The organism is Bifidobacterium sp. ESL0825, assembly GCF_052606465.1.
In genome coordinates this window covers 1,540,473-1,565,234 of sequence record NZ_CP199589.1, presented here as the reverse complement: position 1 = coordinate 1,565,234, position 24,762 = coordinate 1,540,473, and the positions used below count along the sequence as shown (strand labels likewise).

General features: G+C 60.0%; 13 protein-coding genes and 1 riboswitch. Of the genes, 8 read left to right on the top strand and 5 right to left on the bottom strand.

The features are described 5' to 3' along the window. The first annotated feature begins 2 nt into the window (after positions 1 to 2). From ACUIAG_RS06720 to ACUIAG_RS06695, 6 genes are all read left to right on the top strand, one after another. On the top strand, positions 3 to 971 hold the full coding sequence (locus ACUIAG_RS06720) for an FAD:protein FMN transferase (RefSeq protein WP_445339442.1): 969 nt from the start codon (positions 3 to 5) through the stop codon (positions 969 to 971). 399 nt (positions 972 to 1,370) lie between these two features. Continuing rightward, complete coding sequence (locus ACUIAG_RS06715) at positions 1,371 to 2,627, top strand: MFS transporter (protein WP_445340382.1); 1,257 nt, start codon at positions 1,371 to 1,373, stop codon at positions 2,625 to 2,627. Positions 2,628 to 2,892: 265 nt separating this feature from the next. Beyond that, a complete protein-coding gene (gene ilvC / locus ACUIAG_RS06710; protein ID WP_015022635.1) occupies positions 2,893 to 3,942 on the top strand; it encodes a ketol-acid reductoisomerase in 1,050 nt (349 codons plus the stop codon). A 410-nt stretch (positions 3,943 to 4,352) separates the two neighbouring features. Then, a complete protein-coding gene (locus tag ACUIAG_RS06705; protein ID WP_445339441.1) occupies positions 4,353 to 7,226 on the top strand; it encodes an Ig-like domain-containing protein in 2,874 nt (957 codons plus the stop codon). A 252-nt stretch (positions 7,227 to 7,478) separates the two neighbouring features. Continuing rightward, positions 7,479 to 10,652 (top strand): immunoglobulin-like domain-containing protein, encoded by a 3,174-nt coding sequence (locus ACUIAG_RS06700; protein WP_445339440.1) that lies wholly within the window; start codon positions 7,479 to 7,481, stop codon positions 10,650 to 10,652. 29 nt (positions 10,653 to 10,681) lie between these two features. After that, positions 10,682 to 14,395 (top strand): family 43 glycosylhydrolase, encoded by a 3,714-nt coding sequence (locus tag ACUIAG_RS06695; protein WP_445339439.1) that lies wholly within the window; start codon positions 10,682 to 10,684, stop codon positions 14,393 to 14,395. 63 nt (positions 14,396 to 14,458) lie between these two features. Here the strand turns inward: ACUIAG_RS06695 and ACUIAG_RS06690 are convergent, their stop codons facing one another. The 4 genes from ACUIAG_RS06690 to ACUIAG_RS06675 all read right to left on the bottom strand — a co-directional run bounded on the left by ACUIAG_RS06690 (position 14,459) and on the right by ACUIAG_RS06675 (position 20,315). Further along, positions 14,459 to 15,964 carry an amino acid permease gene (locus tag ACUIAG_RS06690; protein WP_445339438.1) on the bottom strand — a complete coding sequence of 502 codons (1,506 nt, stop codon included), beginning with the start codon at positions 15,962 to 15,964 and terminating at the stop codon, positions 14,459 to 14,461. Between the two features lie 204 nt (positions 15,965 to 16,168). Further along, entirely contained in the window at positions 16,169 to 17,644 is a 1,476-nt protein-coding gene (locus ACUIAG_RS06685; protein ID WP_445339437.1) for an amino acid permease, read from the bottom strand. 96 nt (positions 17,645 to 17,740) lie between these two features. Next, positions 17,741 to 17,919: riboswitch (Lysine riboswitch) on the bottom strand. Between the two features lie 214 nt (positions 17,920 to 18,133). After that, positions 18,134 to 19,000, bottom strand: a complete 867-nt coding sequence (locus ACUIAG_RS06680) for an alpha/beta fold hydrolase (RefSeq protein ID WP_445339436.1) — start codon at positions 18,998 to 19,000, stop codon at positions 18,134 to 18,136. A gap of 49 nt (positions 19,001 to 19,049) precedes the next feature. Then, entirely contained in the window at positions 19,050 to 20,315 is a 1,266-nt protein-coding gene (locus ACUIAG_RS06675; protein ID WP_445339435.1) for an MFS transporter, read from the bottom strand. Between the two features lie 123 nt (positions 20,316 to 20,438). On the opposite strand from ACUIAG_RS06675, the gene ACUIAG_RS06670 reads away from it, so the two are divergent. Further along, complete coding sequence (locus tag ACUIAG_RS06670) at positions 20,439 to 21,452, top strand: LacI family DNA-binding transcriptional regulator (protein WP_445339434.1); 1,014 nt, start codon at positions 20,439 to 20,441, stop codon at positions 21,450 to 21,452. Between the two features lie 15 nt (positions 21,453 to 21,467). Here ACUIAG_RS06670 and ACUIAG_RS06665 read toward each other — a convergent pair whose 3' ends face one another. Continuing rightward, the gene (locus tag ACUIAG_RS06665; RefSeq protein ID WP_445339433.1) at positions 21,468 to 22,931 is read right to left on the bottom strand and encodes an amino acid permease; all 1,464 of its coding nucleotides are present in this window, start codon (positions 22,929 to 22,931) and stop codon (positions 21,468 to 21,470) included. A gap of 302 nt (positions 22,932 to 23,233) precedes the next feature. Between ACUIAG_RS06665 and ACUIAG_RS06660 the strand changes: the two genes are divergently transcribed. After that, positions 23,234 to 24,724 (top strand): amino acid permease, encoded by a 1,491-nt coding sequence (locus ACUIAG_RS06660; RefSeq protein WP_445339432.1) that lies wholly within the window; start codon positions 23,234 to 23,236, stop codon positions 24,722 to 24,724. Positions 24,725 to 24,762: the final 38 nt, after the last annotated feature.

Sequence of the window (24,762 nt, the reverse complement as noted above, 5' to 3'; positions counted from 1 at the left end):
CCATGGCTCTGCCCTGCCTGACCGCCTTCCCTGAGGCGGTCGGTACGGGAATCATCATCTCCACGGACAGGCCTCTGGGAGAACGGCTGCACGGCGCCATCGTCGATCTGATTGAGGGTTACGAGCGTGCCCTGTCACGGTTCAGGCAGGATGCCATACCTGCGCGAATGGCCCAGGCTACTCATGGGGGCAGGTTTGTCTTTCCTGACTACTGCCAGGGGCTCTTTGACCTATATGACAGGCTGTATACCGCCACTGACGGGGCCCTGGACCCCATGGTGGGCGAGGACCTGACCCGTCTGGGCTACGGAAGACAGCCCACCTTCCGGCTGCAGGCCGATGCCGCCGGTCATCTGGGACGGATCCACGGGCGACCGACCTGGGGTGATGACCTCAGGCGTCAGGGTGCTGTCCTTATGACTACCGGCCCGGTCAGCCTTGATTTCGGGGCGGTTGGCAAGGGCTATCTGGTAGACCTCATTGCCGATCTGCTCGAACCTCGTGTCGAAGAGTACCTGATCGATGCCGGCGGCGACATGCGTATGCGGACCTCTCACCTGGTCTCCATCGCCATGGAGGATCCCGGCGATCTGTCTGCAGGCGTGGGTCGGATCGAGCTCTCCCGCGGCTCCTTGTGCGCCTCGGCACCCAGCCGTCGCCATTGGACCGACCGGTCCGAGGATGCCGCAGCGGCGGGATTGACAGCACTTCACCACATCCTGGACGCCATCGACGGCCGTCCGGTCGACCGTGTGCTGGCCTCCTGGGTGGTGGCCGGCGAAAAGGACAACGAACACCCCACGGGTCTGGCTGACGGACTGGCCACCGCCCTCTTCCTGGTGCCGCCGGATGCGTTGGCCGCCCGGTTTTCCTTCTCCTGTGCCCTGATGTATGCCGACCGACAGGCCGTAATCTCAGACGAATTTCCTGGTCGGTTCTTTACTGGCTCCAATAACCATCCGTCCACATAGTGGACCTGTCTGGTTGAGCAAGCCGGTGTCAGGCCTATGGTCGGCAGCAATGCGGATGCGCAGAGAACGCATCCGGTTTGTGAATGATGAAGGGAGGTTCGCCGTGATGACCAGCTTGACAGACACCCGCCGATTCGACACCGTGTCCGCACGAATTATTAGCCCGTCCTCACCGGCGGACTGACTCGACAATCTTCATTGTTCGACCCCGTCGGAAGGCGGGGCTGGACGCATAGGCTTCATCGCATCAGACCCTGCCGACAGCGGGGTTTTTCTATAAGGAGATGAGATGAAGTGACGGCAAACGACGTCAGTGTTGCTTCCCCGGCCCCGGCAGCGTCCGCGCCCGGCAGCACCCGTGTGACCCGCAGCTCGGTTCGCACAGTCATCGGGGCCTCCATGGTCGGCACGGCCATCGAGTTCTACGATTTCTACGCTTACGGGACGGCTTCGGCCAACTATTTCCCCAAGCTCTTCTTCCCCAAGACCGATCCGACTGTGGCCCTCCTGGCATCCCTGCTGACCTTTGCCATCGCCTTCATCGCGCGGCCCTTGGGATCCTTGATCTTCGGACACTTCGGGGACCGCCAGGGACGCAAGACCACCCTGGTGGTCTCCCTGCTGACCATGGGCTGCTCCACGGTCCTGATCGGCGTCCTGCCCACCTATGCCACCTGGGGACTCTGGGCCGTGGTGGTCCTCTGCCTGTGCCGGTTCGTGCAAGGTATCGGCCTGGGCGGCGAGTGGTCCGGCGCGGCCCTGGTGGCCACCGAGAACGCCCCGGAAGGCAAGAGGGCGCTCTACGGCTCCTTCCCTGAGCTGGGCGCCCCCATCGGCTTCTTCCTGGCCAACGGAACCTACTTCCTGCTGGAGATGTTCTGCACCCCCGAGCAGATGCTGAGCTGGGGCTGGCGCGTGCCCTTCCTGCTCTCCGCCATCCTGGTGGTCGTGGGTCTGGCTGTGCGCGTCTCCATGCAGGAGACCCCTATCTTCCAGATGGCCCTGGATCAGCAGAAGGTCGTCAAGACCCCGCTGCTGGAGGTCTTCCGCAAGAGCTGGCGCCAGGTGCTCCAGGCCACCTTCCTGGTCGCAGTCACCTACACGCTCTTCTATACCCTGGCTACCTGGTCGCTGGCTTACGGCACCAAGCCCAAGTCCCAGGGCGGCGGCGGACTGGGCTTCACCAACCAGGAGTACCTGCTCATGCTCATGGTCTCCATCCTGGTCTTCGCCCTCTTCATCGTGCTGGCCTGCGTCTATGCGGACCGCATCGGCCGTCGCCGGGTGCTGATCGGCAGCTCCGTCATGCTGGTGGTCTTCAGCCTGGTCTTCCCCTACCTGCTCATGGCCCATCACAACACCTTCCAGGTCATGGTCTTCCTCTGCGTCGGGTTCGTCCTGATGGGCATCGCCTTCGGGCCTATCGGCGCCTTCCTGCCGGAGCTCTTCGACGCCAACGTGCGTTACTCGGGCTCCGGCATCGGCTACAACTTGGCGGCCATCGTGGGCGCGGCCTTCGTGCCTACCATCGCCACCTGGCTCTCCTCCCACTGGGGAGTGCGCTCGGTCGGGCTCTACCTGGCCGTTATGGCGGTCTGCTGCCTGGTGGCAGTGCTGACCTGCCACGAAACCAAGGATGTGGACTTCACCAAGTAAGCCTTGGGATGCATCCCGCCGGCCGGTTCCTCGAATTGCGCCGGTGTCCGAACAACGAATTGCGGACAGTCCATCTGGCCATATCACGAGTATGGTTGGAGGCATACCGTATCCATAGGGTACGGATCGGGGTCAAGGACAAAATCCGTCGCCCCGGTCGAAAGAGCATCGTCCGCCTGGAACAACAACAGGAATTCACAGTATTTTGCGTTCTCCGGCCTGGAAGAGCCGGTCCGGTTGGACCGCACATAAAGGAGTGTAGATAATGGCAGCACAGATCTGGTATGAGAAGGATGGGGACCTTTCGGTTCTGGATGGCAAGAAGGTGGCCATCATCGGCTACGGTTCCCAGGGACATGCTCATGCACTGAACCTGCGTGATTCCGGTGTGGACGTTGTGGTCGGCCTGCGTGCCAACTCCAAGTCGGTGCCCTTCGCCAAGGAGCAGGGCCTGGAGGTCAAGACCGTGCCCGAGGCCACCAAAGAGGCCGACATCGTCATGATCCTGGCTCCCGACCAGTACCAGCGCAACATCTGGCGGGACGACATCGAGCCCAACATCAAGGAGGGTGCGGCTGTCGCCTTCGCCCACGGGTTCAACATCCATTACGGCTACATCAAGCCCAGCGCCGACCACCCGGTCTTCATGGTGGCCCCCAAGGGCCCGGGCCATATCGTCCGTCGTGAATATGTCGCAGGCCGTGGCGTGCCCGTGGTCGTGGCCGTGGAGCAGGATCCGCGCGGCGACGCCTGGGACATCACCCTGGCCTATGCCAAGGCTCTGGGCGCCCTGCGCGCCGGCGCCATCAAGACCACCTTCAAGGAAGAGACCGAGACCGACCTCTTCGGTGAGCAGGATGTGCTCATGGGTGGTGTCAACCACCTGGTCGAGGCTGGCTTCGAGGTGCTGACCGAGGCTGGCTACCAGCCCGAGATCGCCTACTTCGAGGTCTGCCACGAGCTCAAGATGCTGGTCGACCTGATGAACGAGGGTGGCCTGAACAAGGCCCGCTGGTCCTGCTCCGACACCGCTCAGTACGGCGATTTCACCTCCACCGTGGTTGACGAGTCCACCAAGGACAGGATGCGTCACCAGCTGCAGCGCATTCAGGACGGCTCCTTCGCCAAGGAGTTCATCGACGACCAGGATGCCGGCGCCCCCAAGTTCAAGGAGCTGCAGGAGAAGTACTCCCACGAGAAGATCGAGGAGGTCGGCCCCAAGCTGCGCGCCATGTTCTCCTGGAACAAGGACGTCAAGGATGCCGACGAGGCCCAGTCCTTCACCGGCAAGATCGCCCGTTCCCAGGTGCAGTGACCTCTAGGTTCTGAGCATCAGCTGCCATTTCCTTGGCATCGCCGCAGACCAGCATTCGATGCGAATCTGGTCTGCGGCGATTTTTTTTTATTTGAGGCATCAGGGTTCAGCGTTGTGCCTGGGCTGCATGGTTCGTCAATCCGTACGGTAATGAGATGCCCGTTATTCGTTCCTGCCAATGCTGAGAATCTATTGTTATTGAATCGTTATCCTTTTCAGGGACAGCGGCTGATCGCAGATGTCAGAATGGATTTTGGCATAGGTGCTGACGTGATGATCAATTATGGGTCATGACCCATCTATGAATACTCGTCGTGCCGACTCAGGGCAGTCATCGAAGCCAAGCCGCAGTCGGCATGACACTGCAGGCGGGATTGCGATATCCCGATGAGCCAAAGGTGGTGGAGCGCATGAAAAAAATGAAAGCATTGGTGTCGGTCATTGCGACCCTGCCGATGTTGCTGTCCTTCGCAGGAGGTACGGCATACGCCCTTGAGCGGCCTGAGACAAAAGGGCAGGAAGCCAGCTCGCTGACCCCGGTTGCCTCCTATGACTTTAGTCAGGGAAACTTATCGGATTCAGTCAATGGCTATGCCATGACTCTTCACGGCGGGGCATCCATCGGGGCCTTCGGAGACCGAAACGGAAACGAGGCGCTGAATCTGCAGAACGGTCAGTCAGATGCTTCAAAAAACGTTCAATATGCTGAGCTGCCTTCGGAAATCTTCGGGTCAATAGGCAACGAGGCGACCATCGACTTCGCTGCTAAGTCGAGGCATGCTGACGATGGCAATTATTTCTCGCTGGCTATCGGCAAGGATGCTTCGCATTACCTTTTCTTCTATCTGAGCAAGACCAGCGCCAAATTGGCTGTTGCGGACAATGGCTGGCACAATGAGCCCTCCTTCAAGGAGCAGCTCGACGACAATGACGGAATCTGGCATGACTTCCGAATCATCATCAAGGATGATTCCATGGCCCTGCTCAGGGACAACAAGTTGGTGGGAATCAAGACCAAGACCGGTATCAAGCTCTCCGATCTGGGGGGTTCCACCACCTACATCGGCAAATCCTTCTATCAGGGCGATGCGTACTGGAATGGCGCCATTGATGACCTGAAGATCTACAAGGGGGCCGATCTGGTCATGCCGACTGGGCTAACCGTGACCGGAACCGGCCTGGTGAACGGATCCCTGGCCTTGATGGAGAATGATGAGCGGCAGCTGACCGCAACAATCACGCCTGAGAGTGCCATCAGCAAGGAGGTGAGCTGGGCCTCGTCCAATCCCTCTGCAGCTACGGTCGATGCCAAGGGCAAGGTCAAGGCTGTGAAGGCTGGAACCAGCACCATCACCGCCACCAGCCGGGCTGGCGGACTGGTCAGTTCAGTCGACGTAACCGTCAAACCCTTGGATCCGGAAACGGCTGCCCAAGATGATGTGGATGCTCTGATCGCCGGGGTTCCCTCTCAGGCGACAGGGAACCTGCCTTTGCTGGCCAAGGGACCCAGACATGATGTTGACGTCACCTGGACTTCTTCCGACCCTGGTCGCATCACTCCGACGGACAGCAATTACCAGGCACAGGCCAATGGGGCATCCGACCCCTATCGGGGCGCCGGCATCGTCACCCGACCCTCTTATGGGCAGGGCGATGCCAAGAAGGTCAGCCTGACGGCCACCGCCAAGGCGGGCAATGGGCGCACTGTATCGCGCAGCGTCGATGTCGTGGTCAAGGAGAAGCCGAGGTCTGCGCCCAATGTCGGGTACGCCTCGGTCACTTTTCTCTCTGACGCTGACAAGACCGGAGGAAAAATCGGTGAGGCCCTCTATGAATCGGCGACCTCCACCGAGCGCAATGACTTCTTCTCTTTCAGCCCCATCAACAATGGCGACCCCGTCATCACTTCCAAGACAGACACCACCGGCTTGCGCGATCCATACGTGCTGCGCTCGCATGATGGCGACGAATACTATATGATCGCCACCGATCTGAAGGTCTCGCGCCAGGGCTGGGGCCAGAACCAGCAATATGGCTCGCTGAAGATCGAAGCCTGGAAATCCAAGGACATGGTCAATTGGACGCGGACCAACGCCGATGACGGTTCGGATGCAGGGATCGTCGTCAATTCCCCCAACCAGGGGATGACCTGGGCTCCTGAGGCATTCTGGGATGACGCGCTGAACGCCTATGTGGTCTTCTTCTCCTCACGGGCCTATACCGACGGCTCACGCTCGACAGCCGTCACCGGGAAGAAGGGTTCCCCGTACAACATCGTGCGCTATGCCATCACCCGGGACTTCAAAACCTTCACCCCCGCCAAGGACTGGCAGGACACCGGATACTCGCGCATTGACTCCACGGTTTTCAAAATCGGCAGCTACTACTACCGAATGACCAAAAACGAAGAGAACGGTGCCGCAGGATCCTACGTGGTGGATGGCAAGTCCACCTTCCTGGAACGATCGAAGTGCCTGACCTGCACCACGGCCAGTTCGGATCCCGATGCTGATGAGACCAGCACCTGGCGGTTGCTCGACCAGCGGCTGCTTCCCTTTGAGGGGCCGGAATCCATAGCTCTGAACAAGGATGACGTCAACCAGAACGAAGCCGGTGACGCCATGGTCATCATGGCTGATTCCGGTGGATATCAACCCTTTATGACCAGCAAGACGGATCTGAGCCGCACCGACTGGTCCCACAGGCTTTCGCAGACGCCGGGATGGTTTACTCAGAAGAAGCCGGGCAAGGGCGTCACCGGGTATGTCACGGATGACGGCATGCCCACCCCGAAGAGGCATGGGGCTTTCGTTGCCGTGCCTCGGAATGTTCTGGAAGCCATGCATAGGTACACCACAGCCAACCCCTCGCATCTGGAACCGGTCGCCTCCACAACCCAGGCTGATTATGCCTCGGACAGCCGCAAGCTGAGCGTGACCGTCAAGGCCGAAGACCAGGGCGATGTGGCTGGCGCTGTACGTATCACGCAAAGCCCGGCATCGCGGCTGGGTCAGTCTTGGACGGCCGATGTGAAACTGGGGGCAGATGGAAAGGCGACGCTGACTGTGCCGGATGAGGTCTCCGGAGATATCAGAGTCGATTATCTGGGGTACACCGACAAACTGGTCAAGCCATCCTCGACCAAGGTGACCGGGCTTGTCGCCAAGGCTGCAGACATTGGCGTGCCTGGCACGTCGGATACCCACCTCTCCCAGACATCTCCCATTGAGCAAGCCAAGGCAGGAGGTGCTGGGTCGGTTTCACCGGACCCGGGGCTTTCTTAAACAGGTGCATCCGTTGGCGTCATTGCCTTGGCTGCGCTCGCATGCGCAGTCCTGGCAATCTGCTGGTTGCGATCGGCCGGGTATAGGTCGGCATCCAGGCACTGACTGCTATGACCGGCTGTCCCTATGGGTTTTTCGAGGAACGGCCGGCGTCGGCAGTCCAAGACAAGAGGCTCCCGGAATCAGCTATTCCTGGAGCATTCAAGAGCCACCGCAATGATGTGGTGGCATTACACAGGAAGAGGCCCGTTAATGAACGGACATGGAAAGAAAGCCCTGGGGTTGCTCCTAGGGTGTGCAACACTGGCATCGGGGTCGCTGCTGCCCCTTGTCGCATCGGGTGAGGAGACAGAGAAACCGCTGATCCATTATTCCTTCGACGCTGCACCCAGCGGCCGGACCATAGCCAACGAGGGCTCTGACGGTCACAGTGACGCCACTCTGGAAGGCGATGCTTCCGTCAAGGATGGCCGTCTCGTGCTGACCGGCACCCAGGACGTAGTCATTCCCACCGGGGCCTTGAAGGATAAGCAGGACCTTACCGTTTCGATCTGGCTGAAGAATGATTCCGGCTCCATGAACACTTCAGCGGCCTACATAGGGAACGCAGATACCACTAAAGGGTATTTCCTGCTCAACCCATCCAACCCTGCGGGGCGGGTCAAGGCGGTAATGACCACAGCGACCGCCGATCAGCCCAACAATTCTCCATGGGGCACTGAAGTGGGTCCAGGATCCACCGGGGCTCCCTCATCCGGCTCCAAATCCACTGACGACATGGCTCTGTACACCACGGTCATCAGCGGCTCTACAGGAACGATGAGCTCCTATCTCAATGGCGCTCTGCTGGGTTCTTCCACCTACTCCGTACCCCAAGGCGGTCTCGGCAATTACGGGGATCTGGTCGCCTACCTGGGCAAATCCTCCTATCCCGATCCAAGGAGCAAGATCGAGGTCGATGATTACGCCATCTATGATCAGGCCATGGATGCCGCTGCGGTCAAAGGGATCTATACCAGCCAGGCCTTGGAGAAGATCATGCCGACGGTAGCAGTCCCTGCTCAGGCGAGTGAGAACTTCACCCTCCCCACGGACCTCTCGGGCGTGCATCTGGACTGGGCATCCGATTCACCGGCCCTGGCAGTGGCTGGTGACGGGACAGTCACTGTCAACAGGCCTGCTTCCGGGCAGCCGGATGCGAGGGTGACCCTGACGGCCACTTTCAGCCTGAACGGGGTCACTCGCACCAAGGCCTATCAGGTTTTGGTTCCCCATCTTCTGAGCGATCAGGAGCAGGCGCAGGCTGATCTGGATGCCGTGGGCATCGAGAATGCCGACGATGTGCGAACCAATGTCTCCATTCCTGCAGTTGGGGAGCACGGTTCCTCCTTCACCTGGTCCCTCAAGGATCCGGGAACGGTCGGCGCGGTGATCGTTGATGGCGTCAACGCCTCTTCCAAGACTGTGAAGGTCAACCGTCCCGCCGCTGGCAAGCCGGCTGCAACCGTGGTCTTGAGTTTGGAGGTCAGGCATGGCGACAGCAGGCTGGTCAAGGAGTTCACCCTCAAGGTGCAGCCCATGCCTGCCGACAACTCCAAGGATCAGGCCTATGTCTGGGCATTCTTCACCGGCGAAGGCGTCGGCGGCGAGAAGATCAGCCTGGCTGCGTCCAAGGGCAACAATGCACTGGATTGGAACACGCTGAACAACGGTTCTCCCCTCTTCACCTCCAGCAAGGGCGAGCAGGGGCTTCGCGATCCCTTCATCATGAGGTCCAAGGATGGCGACAAGTTCTACATGCTGGCCACCGATCTGAAGATATCCGGACGCCCCAATGCGCCCGGAGGGCTGAGCGGTTTCATGGGTGCCCAGGCCAACGGATCCAAATACATCGAGATCTGGGAGTCGGATGATTTGACCCACTGGTCCCAGGAGCGGCATGTCAAGGTGAGCACCGACTATGCCGGCAACACCTGGGCGCCTGAGGCCTATTACGACGCCGAGATCGGCAAGTACGTGGTCTACTGGGCATCCAACCTGTATCCGGGCACCGATCCGGCTGAAAGGACCGCGCTGACTTACAACCGGATGATGTATGTCACCACCGACGATTTCATCAACTTCTCCAAGCCCCAGGTCTGGATCGACGTAGACCGCAGGGGTCAGCCCGGCTCGGGATCCATCGATGCCACCGTGCAGAAGAAGGATGGCACCTACTATCGCGTCTATAAGGACGAGAAGACCATGACGCTGCGTCAGGAGAAGTCCAAGGACCTTCTGGCCAAGGTTGCGGGATCCTATCCCACCGCCGCATCCGGCGATGCCAACGACTGGTCCCTGGTCGGGGAGCGCATCGGCGGCGGGCAGGCCAACGGATACGGCGGTACTTTCAGCGCCGGCGAAGGCCCATCCCTTTTCCGGGCGAACGATGGGGATGTCAACGGATACCAGTACTACCTCTTCGCCGATCAGCCCAATTACCACGGCGGCCCCAACCACTATGTGCCTATGGCCACGAACAATATATCCAAGGCCGACCAGTGGAAGGTGATCGGCGACAAGATGCCCGAGGCCAACTTCCCGACCAATACGGACGGCGGCAAACCACGGCACGGCACTGTCCTGCCAGTGACCAGGGCTCAGTATCAGAAGGTCCTGGAGGCCTATGCGCCCCATGTGGCGGTCACCTCGGTTCCGGCCATGTCTGTAGAGACGAAGGTCGGTCAGGATCCCACGCCGAACCTTCCTGCCCAGGTGGAGCTGACCAAGGCTGACGGAAGCAAGGAGCAGGCGAAGGTGGCTTGGGATGCCGTGGATCCGTCCGCCTACAGCCACCCCGGAACCTTCAGGGTAAGCGGAATCGCTGCGGATGCTTCTCGGATGCCCGTGGAGGTCACGGTCAAGGTCCTCTCCAATGACGCCAGCCTCAAGTCTCTGACCGTGGCCGGCCAGCCAGTGGATCTGGCGCAGGCCTTGGCGGGTACTGCCACGCTGGCGCTCGCCGACCTGCCTGGACTGACAGAAGCCGACATCACCGCTCTCGCCACGGATGATCAGGCTACTGTCGCCTTGACCTTGGACTCTTCTGGATCAGCTGAAAGGATGCTGACGATCAAGGTCACAGCGGCGGATAAGGCCACCACAAGGACCTACCAGGTCAAACTGACCCAGATTCGCAGCGCCCAGCCCGCACCCGACAAGGACAACGCCCAGAAGCCGGGGCATTCATCATCCGGCAATTCTTCCGGCACTGCGAACCCGCAGGCACAGGCCCGTCTCTCCCTTTCCGCCACAGGTGTGGACCTGTCGAAGGTTCCAGGCCTCCTGCTGGCAGCAAGCCTAGGGCTGGTCCTTATTGCCGTCTGCAGGTTCTTCGTCCGTCGACAGGGGTCGGCATCAGCCATGGATGGAGATGAGCAGAAGTGAAACGATGTGGAAGAATGATCGCCTGGATGATGGCGATTCCGACCGCCTTGGCCGGGTTGGCTTTCATCCCTGCAGCAGCAAGCGCTGTTGAGAGCCTGCCCACCGACGATTTGCTGGCCGAGTACTCCTTCGCCAGCAAGCCATCGGACGGGCACACGGTCGCCAATACCGCCCCTGGCAGCGCCTTTGGCGAGGCCCAGGTGCAGAATCCGGAAGACGATCTGTGGAAGGATCAATCCCTGGTTCTTTCCGGTGGGGACTGGAGCGGAGGGGGCAGCTGGGTTCGGCTGCCTGCGGATCTGCTTTCAGACAAGTCCTCCGCTACCGTCCAGATGGAGGTCAAGGCGGATCCCGACATGCTCAAGAGCTTCCACTTCATGTGGAACATCGGCAACGCCTCCAACCAGGAATACCTGTTCAGTTCCCTCAACTGCGCCTTCGGACGCCAGCCCCTGGTGGGCATCAAGGCGAAGGGGATCGAGCATCTGGTCCAGTCGGGCTCCTGCGCGGTCCGGGCCGACCAGTGGATGTCGGTGACAGCCACCTTGGACGGGTCGGACGGCATGGCCAGACTCTACGTCGATGGCGAGGAGGTCGCCTCTGGCAAGGTTCCCGTCACCACTGCCGACATTGGCGACCAGAGCCTCAACACCATCGGTCATTCGCCTTGGAAGGATGTGAATTTCAAGGGCCAGGTGGCCAACTTCCGCGTCTACGGCAGGGCCTTGGACGCTGGACAGGTCAGGAGCATCAGCACTGTCGACGCCAACATCCACAGGAACGAACTGGTGGACGGACGCATCGATGCCCTGGGCTTCCATGACCAGAGTGTGGACGGCGACTACCTGGCTCTGCCCACAGCAGGCGGCACGGTAACCTGGTCCTCATCGGATCCTTCGGTCATCACCGATAAGGGTATGGTCAACCAGCCGCCCTCCGGCGCTCAGGATCAAACGGTGACCATGACGGCTACCACCACAGTGCGTGGATTGACTGGCAGCAAGAGCTACCGCATCACCGTAAAACCGAGCACGAAGACCAAGGCCCAAAGGTTGCAGGAGGCGGCTGACGGTTACGTCATCCCGCCCCTGATCGCCTCGGGGACCAAGCTTCCTGTGGCTCCGGATCATACGACCCTGCAGCTTCAGGCCGCTTCCGGCATCTCCATCCAAGATGGGGGACTGGTTTCCATAGCTGGTGATAAGCCTGTCTCTGGACGGATCACTGCCAGAATCGCCGCTGCAGGGGTTGCCGACCCCATTGTCAAAGACTTCGAGGTGAAAATCCTTCCCAAGTCGAAGGCCAGCACCCTCCTTGCCTACGACCGCAATGCGACCTCGGCGGATACAGCCAACAACGGCGATATCGCGCACAGCATGCATCTGGCCCTCAAGGACGAAGCCTCGGGGCGGTACCAGCCCTACAACGGCAACTATGGCATCTTCTTCCCGCTGGGTTACGCCTCGCAGCCCGTCAACCAGAACACCAGGGACTACGCGCGCAGCCTCAAGGATCCCTCGATTTTCATGATGGGGGACGGGTCCTACGGAATCCTCTCCGTGCGCACCAACCGGGGGACGGATGTGCCGGACAGTCCTGGCCGCCTGCTCTTTGCCCGGTCCGCTGACTTGCTTGCCTATGAGGAGAGCCCGAACTCCGCAGGCCTGATTGACCTGGGCGAAACCAACGGGGTCAACAGCCCCTATGGGGTCTACGATACGGCATCCAAGACCACCATGATCGGGTGGTATGACGACAACGGAGTGCCCAAGTACACCAGCTTTGCTGAGCTCAAGGACAAGGATTCCGTGCATGGGCCTGTCCATGTCGGGCGGTTCGCCACGGTCGGCGGCAGTCAACCGGCGTCAGAGGTTCAAGGTATTGATGACTATCGCCACGGTTCGTCCATCGTTATTGACCAGGACCGTGTCAAGGCCCTGCAAACCCGATTCGGCCGTCTGACCAACACCGGCGTGGATGGTTTCAAGGACATCACCGTGACCAAAGGGAGTTCGGCTGACGGATTGAAGCTGCCGAAAGCCGCTCGACTGACCTATTCCGACGGTTCCACGGGTTCGCTGCCCATCAGAGACTGGGATACCTCGCATCTTGACTTGGACAAAGTCGGGGAATATGAGGTCGCCGGCACCATCGGCCAGACCTCCTACAAGGTTCCTTTCGCCGAGGAGCGCGCTGATCCCTCCATCTACAAGTGGCAGTGGAAGCGGCAGGTGGACGGCCATGATCGGGTGGATACCAAGTACCTCATGATCGCCACCAATGACATTGAAGGAGACTGCACCTGGCAGCATGGCAGTCCCCATATGCCTCTGCGGATGGCCGATGCCATTGCCGATCTGGCTGACACCCCTGGCCAGGATTCCGGGTTGATTGATGCCAACGGGTACAACGCCAAGGAGCATATCATCCTTAAGGCGGGGGATCCCGATGCAGAGGGGCAGCCGATCATGCACAGCTTCTGGGCGCCTGAGATTCACGAGATCAATGGCAGGCTGACAGTCCTGTTCATGGCTGGATACGGAAACCAGTGGACCAATGGCAAGGCGGTTTATATGCAGCTCAAGCAGGATGCCGGAGGTCATGATCTCGACCCGACCGTCGCTTCCAACTGGGAGCGGCCGCGAGACGTGACTCGTTCCGACGGGCGCCCTCTGGCCCTTGCCGCTGATGGAAGTGTCGGCATGTCCTTGGATATGAGCTACTTCCAGGATCAGAAGGGACAATCCTATTACGTCTGGCAGCAGCTGGGGGCCACCTATTTGGCCAGGATGAATCCTGCCGACCCTGCTCATGTCACCACCGACCCGGTGAGGATTGTCGCTCCGGATTACGCTTGGAACGCCACAATCGCCGAGGGGCCCAATGTAACCCTGCACCAGGGCAAGCTCTATCTCATGTATTCCGGTTCTTCGGTCGGCAAGACCTACACCACCGGCATGGCTGTGGCCGACGGATCAGGCAATACCGACCTGACCGATCCAGCCAGTTGGAGCAATCTGAACTACCCCATCCAGAACTCGGGCATTTTCAACGGAAAGTGGCAGCTGGGCACGGGCCATGGCATGTGGAGCGAGGACGAGGACGGCAATCAGATCTACGTCTTCCACGCATACGCCAACAGGACGGATGGCTACCGCAACTATTCCGGGCGGGATACTTTCGTGCGCCGGGTCCATTGGGCAGCAGATGGTCTGCCCGTGCTGGACATGGATGCGAATGAAGAGCTCGCCCACCCTGATGTGAAAGTCCGGGTCAAGGTGGTTGATTCCTCGGTCAAAGTCGACAAATCTGGCCTTTCTGCTGCCTTGAAGAAGGCCGATGGTCTGGACCAGGGCAAATACGAGTCCGGTTCCTGGCTGGCTTTCACTGCGGCTCGAATGCAGGCACAGGCTGTCTATGACGATCCCAATGCCGACCAGGCGGCAGTTGATCAGGCGCTGAAAGGTCTTCAGGAGGCTATCAAGGCCCTGGTTCCCCTCAGCGGACCGGGCGGAAATGGAACGCAAGGCGGCAGTCTGGGACAAGGTACCAGTCTGATCTCTGCCGGTGTCAGCGGAAATGGTCGTCACGACCCTGGCCGTGATGCATCAGTCGGGGGCGGTGGTTTGTCCTCCACCGGAGCGGATGTCGCTGCAGTGAGCCTGGCGGCCTTGCTTATGGTCTCGCTGGCCTTGATGGTGGCCATTCCGGTCAGAAGGTCGAAGCCATCGTCGTTGGCCTAGGCTTGTGCTTGGCCTGATGGCGCCCCGCGGATGGAACAGATCATCTGCGGGGCGCCTTCTGCTTCAGCGGGCGGATTCGGCGCCGGACACGTCCATGTCCTTGAGACGCACGATCTTGGTGTGGTTGACGAACTTGAAGCCCAGGTAGAGGACCAGGACCAGGACCACGCTGAAGTAGGTCATGGCCATGTGCGACCAGTTCAGGCTGAGCAGGGAGGGGATGTCCTGTCCGGCGATGACGATGACGCAGAGCACCATGGCCAGGACCGGGCCCAGCGGATAGAGCTTGGAGTGGTACTTGAGCTCGCTCAGGTCGTGCCCCTGGAGCTTGAAGGCCCTCCGGAAGCGGAAGTGGCTCAGGGCGATGCCGATCCAGGCGATGAAGCCGGTCAGTCCAGTGGCGGTCACCAGCCACATGTAGAAGGACTGGCCGAAGATGCTGGAGGCGAAGGTGGCCAGGGACATGCAGACCGTGGCTACCAGAGCTGCCAGGGGGATGCCCCTCTTGGTGGTCCTGGCGAAGATGGCCGGGGCATAGTGGTCCTTGGCCAGTCCGTAGAGCATGCGGCTGGAGGCGTAGGCCCCGGTGTTGACGGCCGAGAGGATGGATGTCAGCACCACCGCGTTCATGACGCTGGCCGCCGAGGCCAGGCCGGCCCGCTGGAAGACCAGGGTGAATGGCGACATGGCGATGTTCCCGTCAGAGGCTCCCAGGAGGTTGGGGCTGGTGTAGGGGATCAGGGCAGCGATAACGAAGATGGACAGCACATAGAAGAGCAGGATCCGCCAGAAGACGTCGTTGATGGCCTTGGGGACCGCCTTGCCTGGATTTTCGGACTCGCCAGCGGTCACGCCTACCACCTCGGTGCCCTGGAAGGAATAGCCGGCGATCAGGAAGACGCTCATGATGGCCGGGAAGCCTCCCACGAAGGGGGCGTCCTTGTAGGTGAAGTTCTTGAGGCCGACCGCCGGCTGGAACATGATGCCGCAGATCATGGCCATGCCGATGACCAGGAAGACAATGATGGTGGCCACCTTGATCAGGGAGAGCCAGAATTCGGTCTCCCCGAAAGCGGAGACCGTCAGGGCGTTGATCAGGAAGACGATGACCAGGACCAGCAGGCTCCAGATCCATCCCGGGGTGTGGGGCAGCCAGTACTGGATCAGCAGGGCGGCGGTGGAGATGTCCACGGCACCCGAGATGGTCCAGTTCAGCCAGTAGTCCCAGCCCATGGCGAAGCCCAGGGCCGGATCCACGTAGCGGGCGCTGTAGGCGGCGAAGGATCCTGACACCGGCAGGTGGGTGGCCAGCTCGCCCAGGCTGGTCATCAGGAAGTAGACCATGACGCCCATGGCTATGTAGGCCAGAAGTCCGCCGCCGGGGCCGGCTGTGGAAATGGTGGAGCCGGAGGTCATGAACAGGCCGGTGCCGATGCAGCCGCCCAGGGCGATCATGGAGATGTGGCGGGTCTTGAGGTTGCGCTTGACGCTGCCGTAGCCATGATGCTCTTGCCCGGCCCGGTCGGATTGATTGGTGTTCGACGCTGCATTGCTGGTGTTCCGCGTCATGATCCTCCTCCTTTTGGCTGGGCGACGCACCGGGGAGTCCGGGGTCGTACTGAAATTGCGATTCCTGATATGCCGGCTGGATGCCGGAACAGATTCATATGGCCGGGTCCTTGAGCCGGTCCTCGAACGCTTAGGGAGTCTATGCCATTGGTGTGGCTTTCCAGCTCCCATGGTCATAATGTGTCATGCTAGTTGACAAATCTTTCATAGCGATTCCGGATCCCCGCTCAAATCCATCTCCTTCAGGGGAACGATGCGGGTATGGTATCGGATCTTGTAGCCCAGGTAGAGCGCAAGCACCAGGGGCACGCTGATGTAGGTGACGCCGATCTCCTGCCAGTTCCAGTTGACGAAGGCCTCGATGTTCTGCCCGCCGATGACGATGATGCACAGAATCAGGGCCAGGATGGGCCCCAGGGGGAAGAGCTTGGCATGGTAGCGCAGCTCCTCAACCCGGTGGCCCTGGACCACCCAGGCGCGGCGGAAGCGATAGTGGCTGAGTGCGATGCCGATCCAGACGATGAATCCGGTGAGCCCAGAGGCGGCCACCAGCCACATGTAGATCCGCTGGCCGAAGATGCTGGCGGCAAAGGTGGCCAGGGAGACCACGAGAGTGGCGACCAGCGAGGCCATGGGGATGCCATGACGGGTGGTGTGCCCGAAGAAGGCCGGGGCGTAATGGTCCTTGGCAAGGGCGTAGAGCATCCGGGTGGAGGCGTAGACCCCCGAGTTGGCGGACGAGAGGACCGAGGTCAGGATGATGGCGTTCATGACGCTGGCTGCCGAGGCCAGGCCGGCCCGCTGGAAGACCAGGGTGAAGGGCGACATGGCGATGTCCCCCTCGGCGGAGCTCAGCAGATTAGGGCTGGTGTAGGGGATCAGCGCAGCGATGACGAAGATGGACAAAATATAAAAGAGCAGGATCCTCCAGAAGACATCATTGATGGCCTTGGGAACCGCCTTGCCGGGGTTTTCGGACTCGCCAGCCGTGACGCCGATCAGCTCGGTGCCCTGGAAGGAGAAGCCTGCAATCAAAAAGACGCTGAGAATGGCGGGGAATCCGCCCACGAAGGGGGCGTCCTTGTAGGTGAAGTTGCCTAGGCCCACGGCCGGGCGAAACATGATGCCGCAGATCATGGCCAGACCGATGGCCAGGAAGACGATCACTGTCACTACCTTGATCAGGGAGAGCCAGAACTCGGTCTCGCCAAAGGTGGACACGGTCAGGGCGTTGATCAGGAAAATGACCACCAGGACCAGCAGGCTCCAGACCCATCCCGGGGTGTGGGGCAGCCAGTACTGGATCAGCAGGGCGGCGGTGGAGATGTCCACAGCCACGGTGATGGCCCAGTTCAGCCAGTAGTTCCAGCCCATGGCGAAGCCCAGTGCCGGATCCACATAGCGGGCATTATAGGCGGCGAAGGAGCCGGAAGTGGGCAGGTGGGTGGCCAGTTCGCCCAGGCTGGTCATCAGGAAGTAGACCATGAGGCCCATGGCCGCGTAGGCCACCAGCGCGCCTCCCGGTCCGGCCTTGGCAATAGTGGAGCCGGAAGTCATGAACAGGCCGGTGCCGATGCAGCCGCCCAGGGCGATCATGGTGACGTGTCGGGTCTTGAGGTTGCGTTGGACCCGGTCGTCGGATGTAGAGGGGCTGACCTTTCCGCCCTGCCTGGTCGCCATGGCTGCTCTTCTCCTCGAACTGACCTGAGAGCCCTATGACGACGGTTCCGGCCAGTTCCGCTCAGGCGGAATCCAGGCGGGTTGCCTGTCTGTGACACTGCACATAGCGCTCCGCAACATCGGGTTGCGACAGTCCCGGACCTGTTCGACCCGGGCCCAACGGGTCGGATGGGCGGATCCGAACCGTTTCGGCCGGACTTCCTTTCGCCGGGAATAGGCGACACCGCACTGTCTGATCCCGGTTACTGATAGGTTCGGCGACCTCTTCAGTGGCTTGCAATCATAGACTAGCCTAGAGTATTTCTCCGACAAGGACCGCCCGTGTTCCGCATTCAGGCCCGAAGCTTGTGGATGCCTCCGGTGGTGGTTGGATCGCAGGCGATAATAAACCGGCCATGGCGGAACATGTACGGTGATGGCCGGTCGGGTATCGGTTTTATCGGTGGGTGCCAAATCCGGCAATTGCGAATTTGGCACCCACCGATTTGCTTATTTTTCGGTTTTCTGGCCCCGTTCTATAGTCCTGGTGATGATGCGAACGAAGTCGTCCCAGAGCGCTTCCGGCAGTTCGTGAGCCATGCCCGGGTATATATGCAATTCGGAGTTCTTCAGGAGCCAGGCGATATGGATGCCGGCTTTCGGGCTGAAGAAGGGGTCTCGTCTCCCATGGAGGACGGCGACCGGCAGATCGAGCGCAGCCAGTTTGTCCTCATCGGCCATGAAGTCCGCGATGGCCGCCTGCTGTCTTCTCCAGCCGTCCGGACGGTAGCAGCGGTCATAGGTGAGGATCCCCTGTTCCCGCACTTTCTCTTCATTGAAGGGATAAGCCGAGGTCGTATGGCAGGCTCGCTCGCGGGTGACGAATAGATTGACGGCTTCTTCCCGTGATGAGGCCACATCCAATCCAACGTTGCCACCCTCGTCGGCCGCGGATTCCTTGGAAGTCAACCATTCGAGATGTTGGGAGGGGGCGGTGAACCCGATGATGGCCGAGGATATCCGTTGGGAATACTCGGCCAGAATCTGCTGGGTAATCATGCCTCCCATGGAAACACCCATGATGTTGAACCGTTCAAGGCCTTCGGCGTCGGCGATGGCCAGAACATCCTTGGCCATGTCGGTCACATCGTAGAGTTTGCCGGTCTGGTCCGGTGACCCGGTCTGGCTGGACAGTCCGACGTCGCGGTTGTCGAAGACTATGGTCCGGATTCCTTGCTGATTGAGAAGTCTGGTCAGGTCCTTATCCCAGCTGACTAGTTGGGAGGTATACCCGGCGACCAGGATAAGGGGTGCCCCGTCCTTGGGGCCTGCAGATTCGTAGTAAATGGTTATATTGCCGTTCTTTGCGTAGGGCATGACGGTATTTCCTTTCTCTGATTATGGTTAGTCGCGACTTGTGCGGTGGTTACCTGACCGAGCGAATCAGCATGGTGAATACGCCTCCCAGGAATGACGTGAGAATCCCGAAGACGAAGACTGCTGCGTAGGTGCCGGTGGCGCTGATCAGCATGGATCCGACCAGGGGTGAGAGGGCGGCCGGTACGGAAGTCGCAACGGCCAGAATGCCCAGGTCCCTGCCCTCGTCGGCCTTGGAGGGAAGGACGAGGGACATGACGGCTATATCGACGGAGAAGTAGACCCCGCCGGCTGCACCATTGATGATGGCGTAGATGACCATGCCGATCCAGTTCGGCATGACCAGGGGGACTATAAAGGAGACCATGTAGACGATTGACGACATGGCCACGACCAACTTACGGCGGTCCAGCATGTCAGCGAGTTTTCCGAAGATTATGATGGCGATGATCTGGGCCACGGTCTGTATGGATGAAATGGTTGCCACCGCGGTCGTCGGGTTTTGCCCCGGGATGTTCTTTGTGCCGATGTAGTCGGTCAGCACGTAGAAGGTGAAGCTTGAAATGGCAAAGGCGGCAAAGTAGAAGGTGAATCGGGAGATGAAGGCCATGGTGAAGTCCCAATGCAGGAAGGCTGAGAAGAAATGGCCTATTTCTTTGAAGTTGAAGGTCTTCCGCTTCTTCTCCTTCGGTTCCTGGGGCAGGTTCTCCAATGATGAAGGTTCGGGGGCAAATATGCAGAACACCACTGCTGCTACAAGGAGGAAGAGTCCGACCAGGAGGTATCCCCAGTGCTGACCTGTTCGGGAGGCGAGATTGACAAAGACGAGGATTCCCACGGGAACCCCCAGTCCGGTCACCGATGATGCCACCCCGCGCTTGTCTTCAGGGATCCTGTCCGGAATGACTGCATAGATAACACCTTGGAACCAGTTGGCGAACAACCAGACCAGGCCGGCCATGACGACCAGACCTGCGATGCCGGTCATGAAGCCCATGCCTATGCAGGCCAGGGCTGTTCCAAGTGCGGAGATAATGAGCCAGGGAGTCCTTCTGCCGAACCTGCTCCGTGTCCGGTCCGAAATAGCGGCACCCACAGGGAGGATGATGGTTCCGACCAGTGAATTCACAAAGGAGATCATGGCTGTATCATGCACCTTATTTGTGGGGTCAATGCTGACGATCTGGGCCGGCAGCAGTACTTGTCCTATGGCCTGATAGACTCCATATACACCGATGATGGTTGGGAAAAGCAGTATTAGTATTCGATTGACGCTGACCTTGTCTCTGGCCGGTTTCTGGGTAGTTTCATTCACGACGAGCTCCTTTGGCCGTACATGGTATGAAGTGTGGTAACGCGTGCTACTAACACGTGTTACCACGTAATAATATACTAATTGACAGATATGTCAAATAGACCTCCGGGAAGGAGCGAACCAGTGGCGAAGAAGAGGGTGGTTCGTAGCCAGGATGTGGCTGATCAAGCCGGTGTCTCGCGTACCACGGTCAGCCTCGTTCTCAATCATCGTGATGCATCGATCCCTGAGAAGACCAGGCAGAAAGTCATCAAGGCAGCTGATGACTTGGGGTTTGTTCCTTCCGCGGCCGGGAGGGTACTGCAACGTGGCAGGGGCACCGTTGTCTTATGCCTTACCGTGGATTCCGAGCCCTCGCTCAAGGCCGATGAAGCAACGAATGTACTGAGCCGGAGTCTCCATGACCGAGGGCTGACCTGCCTCTTTTCGAAGACCGCAGGATCGACCACTCCGTTGAAGCAGCTCCTGGAAGAAATCACACCCAGCGTTGTGGTTCCCTTCTTCCAGCTATCTAATGAAGACAAGGACCTTCTGAAGAGGCTTCATATTCCTCTGGTCGAGTTCTTCCGGCCTTCCAGGAAAAAGCACAACGGCCTGCCTCCCGTAGAGATGTTTGGTGATTTTCAGGAATCCGTTGGCGCTCAACAGGCCGGATACCTCATGGACAAGGGCTGCGAGCGCATCGCCTATGTCGGTACCACAACCTCGAGCAACAGCGCCATTTGTGGGTCGAGGCTGGCAGGTGTACGACGAGGACTCGCTGCAGGGGGGCGGAATCTGGTACTGAATGCCAATATCTCATGGCATGACCACGGCCAGTCGGCAGACGCTCTGGTGAATTGCTTGGTCGAGAACAAATGCGATGGGGTCTGCGTCTACAATGATCAGCTGGCCGCGCTTCTGATCTCCAGGGTCAAGGACAAGGGCATCGAAATTCCCCGAGGCCTGCGCATCATCGGAGTCGATAATGACCCCATTGCTGCCTATCTGCAGCCATCATTGACAAGTGTCGATTACGACAATGTTGTCTTTGCCTATATCGATGCCATTGTTGAAGCCAGCGAATGTGGGGACAATCTCGGCAAGACATTGAATCATACGCCACGCATATGGGTCGTTGAGAGACAGTCGGCCTGATTTGGGCCGGGCCCCTTAGTCGCGCCTGTGCCGATGGGTCAGCTGGTAGGCCACCAGGAGGATGGACAGCCAGATGGGCCCGGCGATGACCGCCACCCGGTAGCTGGGGGAGAAATACATGAGCACCACCACGAAGGCCAGGAAAGCCAGGACCGCCCAAGGGGTCACCCGGGCAAAGGGCAGCTTGAAGTGCAGGGCGTTCAAAGCGCTTTCACCGGTCTTGCTAGCCAGGTCGCCCGGCCCCTCGCCTCGTGCTACGGCACGCCGGAAGAGCATCTCGGTCACCATGATCATGGACCAGTTGATGATGGCCGAGATCGTAGCGATACTCATCAGGTAGTTGAAGGCGAATTGCGGCCAGAGGAAGACCACGACCACGGCCAGGGCGATGATGCAGGCTGAGGTCAGCACTCCTGCGTAGGGCACGCCTCCCTTGGACAGGCGGCTCAGGTACTTGGGGGCATTGCCCTGCCGGGCCAGGGAGAAGAGCATGCGGGAGTTGGAGTAGAGGGCCGAGTTGTAAACGCTCATGACTGCAGTCAGGCAGACGAAGTTGAGGATGCCTGCGGCCGCGTGGACTCCCACCGAGTCGAATATCTGGACGAAGGGGCTGACGACCATGCCCTGTGCGTTGGGCTTGCCGATGGCATTCCAGGGGACTACGGCCATGATCACCCCAAGCGTCAGGATGTAGAAGACCAGAATCCTCCAGATGATGGCGTTGGTGGCCTTGGGGATGGTCCGACGGGGATCGGAGGCCTCCCCGGCGGTGATGCCGATCAGCTCGGTGCCGCCGAAGCTGAACATGACCACCGCCAGCGACATGAGCAGACCGGTCCACTGGCCATTGGCCCCGTGACGCATGAGTCCGTTGGGCAGGAACCCGCCGCCCACGGTGAACCAATTGGCGAAGGAGGCCCGCAGTCCGTTGGCCGTGGGCAGGGCCATGACCACGACAGCCAGGCCGCCGATGATCATGGCGACGATGGCCGCGATCTTGATGATGGCGAACCAGAACTCGAACTCGCCGAACTTGCTGACTCCCATCAGATTGGCCGCCGTGATGACCACCAGGAAGAAGGCCGCAGAGACCCAGGCGGGGATTGCCGGGAACCAGAAGTTGACGAAGGTGCCCACCACGGAGAGTTCGACCATGGATACCAGGACGTAGTTCATCCAGTAGTTCCATCCCGACACGAAGCCCGCACGCTTGGACCAGTAGCGGGTGGCGTAGTAGCTGAAAGCGCCGGACTTGGGGTCTTCCACGCTCATTTCGCTCATGGCCCTGACGATCATGAAGATGGCCAGACCGCCTATCAGATAGGCGATGATGATGGCCGGCCCTGCCAATGAGATGGATTCCCCGGACCCGTAGAAGAGTCCCGTCCCTATGGCGCCGCCCAGCGAGATGAGCTGGATGTGCCTGTTCTTCAGGGTTTTGCGCAGGTTCTTGCCCTGCGACTCCTTGGGTTGATCCATGGGGATGTCATTCCTTAGATGGTAGTTGTCAGCTGAATGTGACCGGCTGACAGGGCCAACCCTATAGGAGCCGGTCCGAGCGGAATGAGCATGCCTTTGCATTGTGGAACAGAGACGTCCGCCATATGAGATGGTCAATTCACCGAATGGTGACCGTCAGGCCCTACCATGGGCGTCGGTGTCTGCCGTCTGCTCCCGGTTATCGACACCTCTGTGGTATTGCTGTCCTACCGGCCTTGATGGGATGTCCCTTCCTGGACGGCGATGATTAATGGGTTGTGAAGACAAGGAGGTGCAGTCGCATGAACCGTACGGGCAATGGCCCTTTGGCGCAGCAGAATCAAGGTGACAGCGCCTCGGCAGGCGACGGCATGGAACGCGGTCTGAGCAACCGTCATGTGCAGTTCATCGCCATCGGCGGCACCATCGGCACCGGGCTCTTCCTGGGGTCGGGCAAGTCCATAGCCCTGACCGGTCCCTCCATCATCCTGGTCTACATCGGCGTAGGGCTGATCATGTACCTGCTCATGCGGGCCATTGGCGAGCTCATGTATCGCAGCCCCGTCCAGCACACCTTCATCGCCTTCATCAGCCGCTACCTGGGCCAGGGGTGGGGGTCTTTCGCCGGCTGGTCCTACTGGATCGTGCTCATCCTGATCGGCATGTCCGAGCTGACTGCCGTGGGCACCTACTTCGTCACTTTCTTCGGCACTTTCGGCATTGATCTGAGCGCTTGGCGGGGCCTGATCGAGCTCTGCTTCCTGGCGGCCATGGTGTGCATCAACCTGATTGCCGTGCGGGTCTTCGGGGAGACCGAGTTCTGGTTCTCCATGATCAAGATCACCCTGATCCTGGCCATGATCGCCACGGCCGTGGTCATGGTCATCACGGGCTTCCACTATCCGGCGGTTCACATGCCGGGGCAGGATCGGATCAGCCCGGCCGGCCATGCGGGCCTGGACAACATCACCAATGGCCTGAGCATGGCGCCCAACGGGTGGATGGCCTTCTTCATGAGCTTCCAGATGGTCTTCTTCGCCTACGAAATGATCGAGTTCGTGGGGGTCACCGTCTCCGAGACCCAGAATCCCCGCAAGGTCCTGCCCAAGGCCATCAATCAGATCATCCTGAGGGTGCTGATCTTCTACGTGGGCGCCCTGGTCGCCATCATGCTGATCGTGCCCTGGCGCTCCTTCCGTCCCAACGCTGACGGCAGCTTCACCTCGCCATTCGTCATGGTCTTTCGCTACGCCGGGGTCGACTGGGCGGCCGCTCTGGTCTTCTTCGTGGTCATCACGGCAGCCAGTTCCTCGCTGAATTCCCTGCTCTATTCCGCCGGCCGCAATCTCTTCCAGCTGGCCGCCGCCGGCCGCTCCCCCCTGATGCGCAGCCTGCATACGATCTCGCGCCGCGGCAAGGTGCCCGCCCGGGCCATCGTCCTGTCCGGGGTGCTGATCCTCCTGTCTCCGGTGCTGCATCTGCTGCCCGGCTTCGAGGACACTTTCGTCCTGTTCACCTCCTGCTCGAGCGCGGTCATCATCTTCATCTACATCCTGACCCTGCTTGCTCACCGTCGCTACCGGACCAGCCCGGACTTCATGCCTGACGGGTTCATCATGCCGGCCTACCGGGTGACTGGAGCCGTTGCCATCGCCTTCTTCGTCCTGATCTATCTCTCGCTCTTCCTGGCTCCCGACACCCGGTATCCAGCCATACTGGGATTGGTCTGGCTGCTGGTCTTCGGCGGCGTCTGCCTGTGGAAGCACAGGGGCGAGCCGTTGTCGGTCGACTGACCGTCTGCGAGCGTGGGCGCATTATATGGCCTCAAAAG

What these genes read in the sequence shown, in the direction of transcription:
- ACUIAG_RS06720 (WP_445339442.1), top strand. Translation starts at nt 3, where the DNA reads ATGGCTCTGCCCTGCCTGACCGCCTTCCCTGAGGCGGTCGGTACGGGA.
- ACUIAG_RS06715 (WP_445340382.1), top strand. Translation starts at nt 1,371, where the DNA reads ATGGTCGGCACGGCCATCGAGTTCTACGATTTCTACGCTTACGGGACG.
- ilvC (WP_015022635.1), top strand. Translation starts at nt 2,893, where the DNA reads ATGGCAGCACAGATCTGGTATGAGAAGGATGGGGACCTTTCGGTTCTG.
- ACUIAG_RS06705 (WP_445339441.1), top strand. Translation starts at nt 4,353, where the DNA reads ATGAAAAAAATGAAAGCATTGGTGTCGGTCATTGCGACCCTGCCGATG.
- ACUIAG_RS06700 (WP_445339440.1), top strand. Translation starts at nt 7,479, where the DNA reads ATGAACGGACATGGAAAGAAAGCCCTGGGGTTGCTCCTAGGGTGTGCA.
- ACUIAG_RS06695 (WP_445339439.1), top strand. Translation starts at nt 10,682, where the DNA reads ATGGCGATTCCGACCGCCTTGGCCGGGTTGGCTTTCATCCCTGCAGCA.
- ACUIAG_RS06690 (WP_445339438.1), bottom strand. Translation starts at nt 15,964, where the DNA reads ATGACGCGGAACACCAGCAATGCAGCGTCGAACACCAATCAATCCGAC.
- ACUIAG_RS06685 (WP_445339437.1), bottom strand. Translation starts at nt 17,644, where the DNA reads ATGGCGACCAGGCAGGGCGGAAAGGTCAGCCCCTCTACATCCGACGAC.
- ACUIAG_RS06680 (WP_445339436.1), bottom strand. Translation starts at nt 19,000, where the DNA reads ATGCCCTACGCAAAGAACGGCAATATAACCATTTACTACGAATCTGCA.
- ACUIAG_RS06665 (WP_445339433.1), bottom strand. Translation starts at nt 22,931, where the DNA reads ATGGATCAACCCAAGGAGTCGCAGGGCAAGAACCTGCGCAAAACCCTG.
- ACUIAG_RS06660 (WP_445339432.1), top strand. Translation starts at nt 23,234, where the DNA reads ATGAACCGTACGGGCAATGGCCCTTTGGCGCAGCAGAATCAAGGTGAC.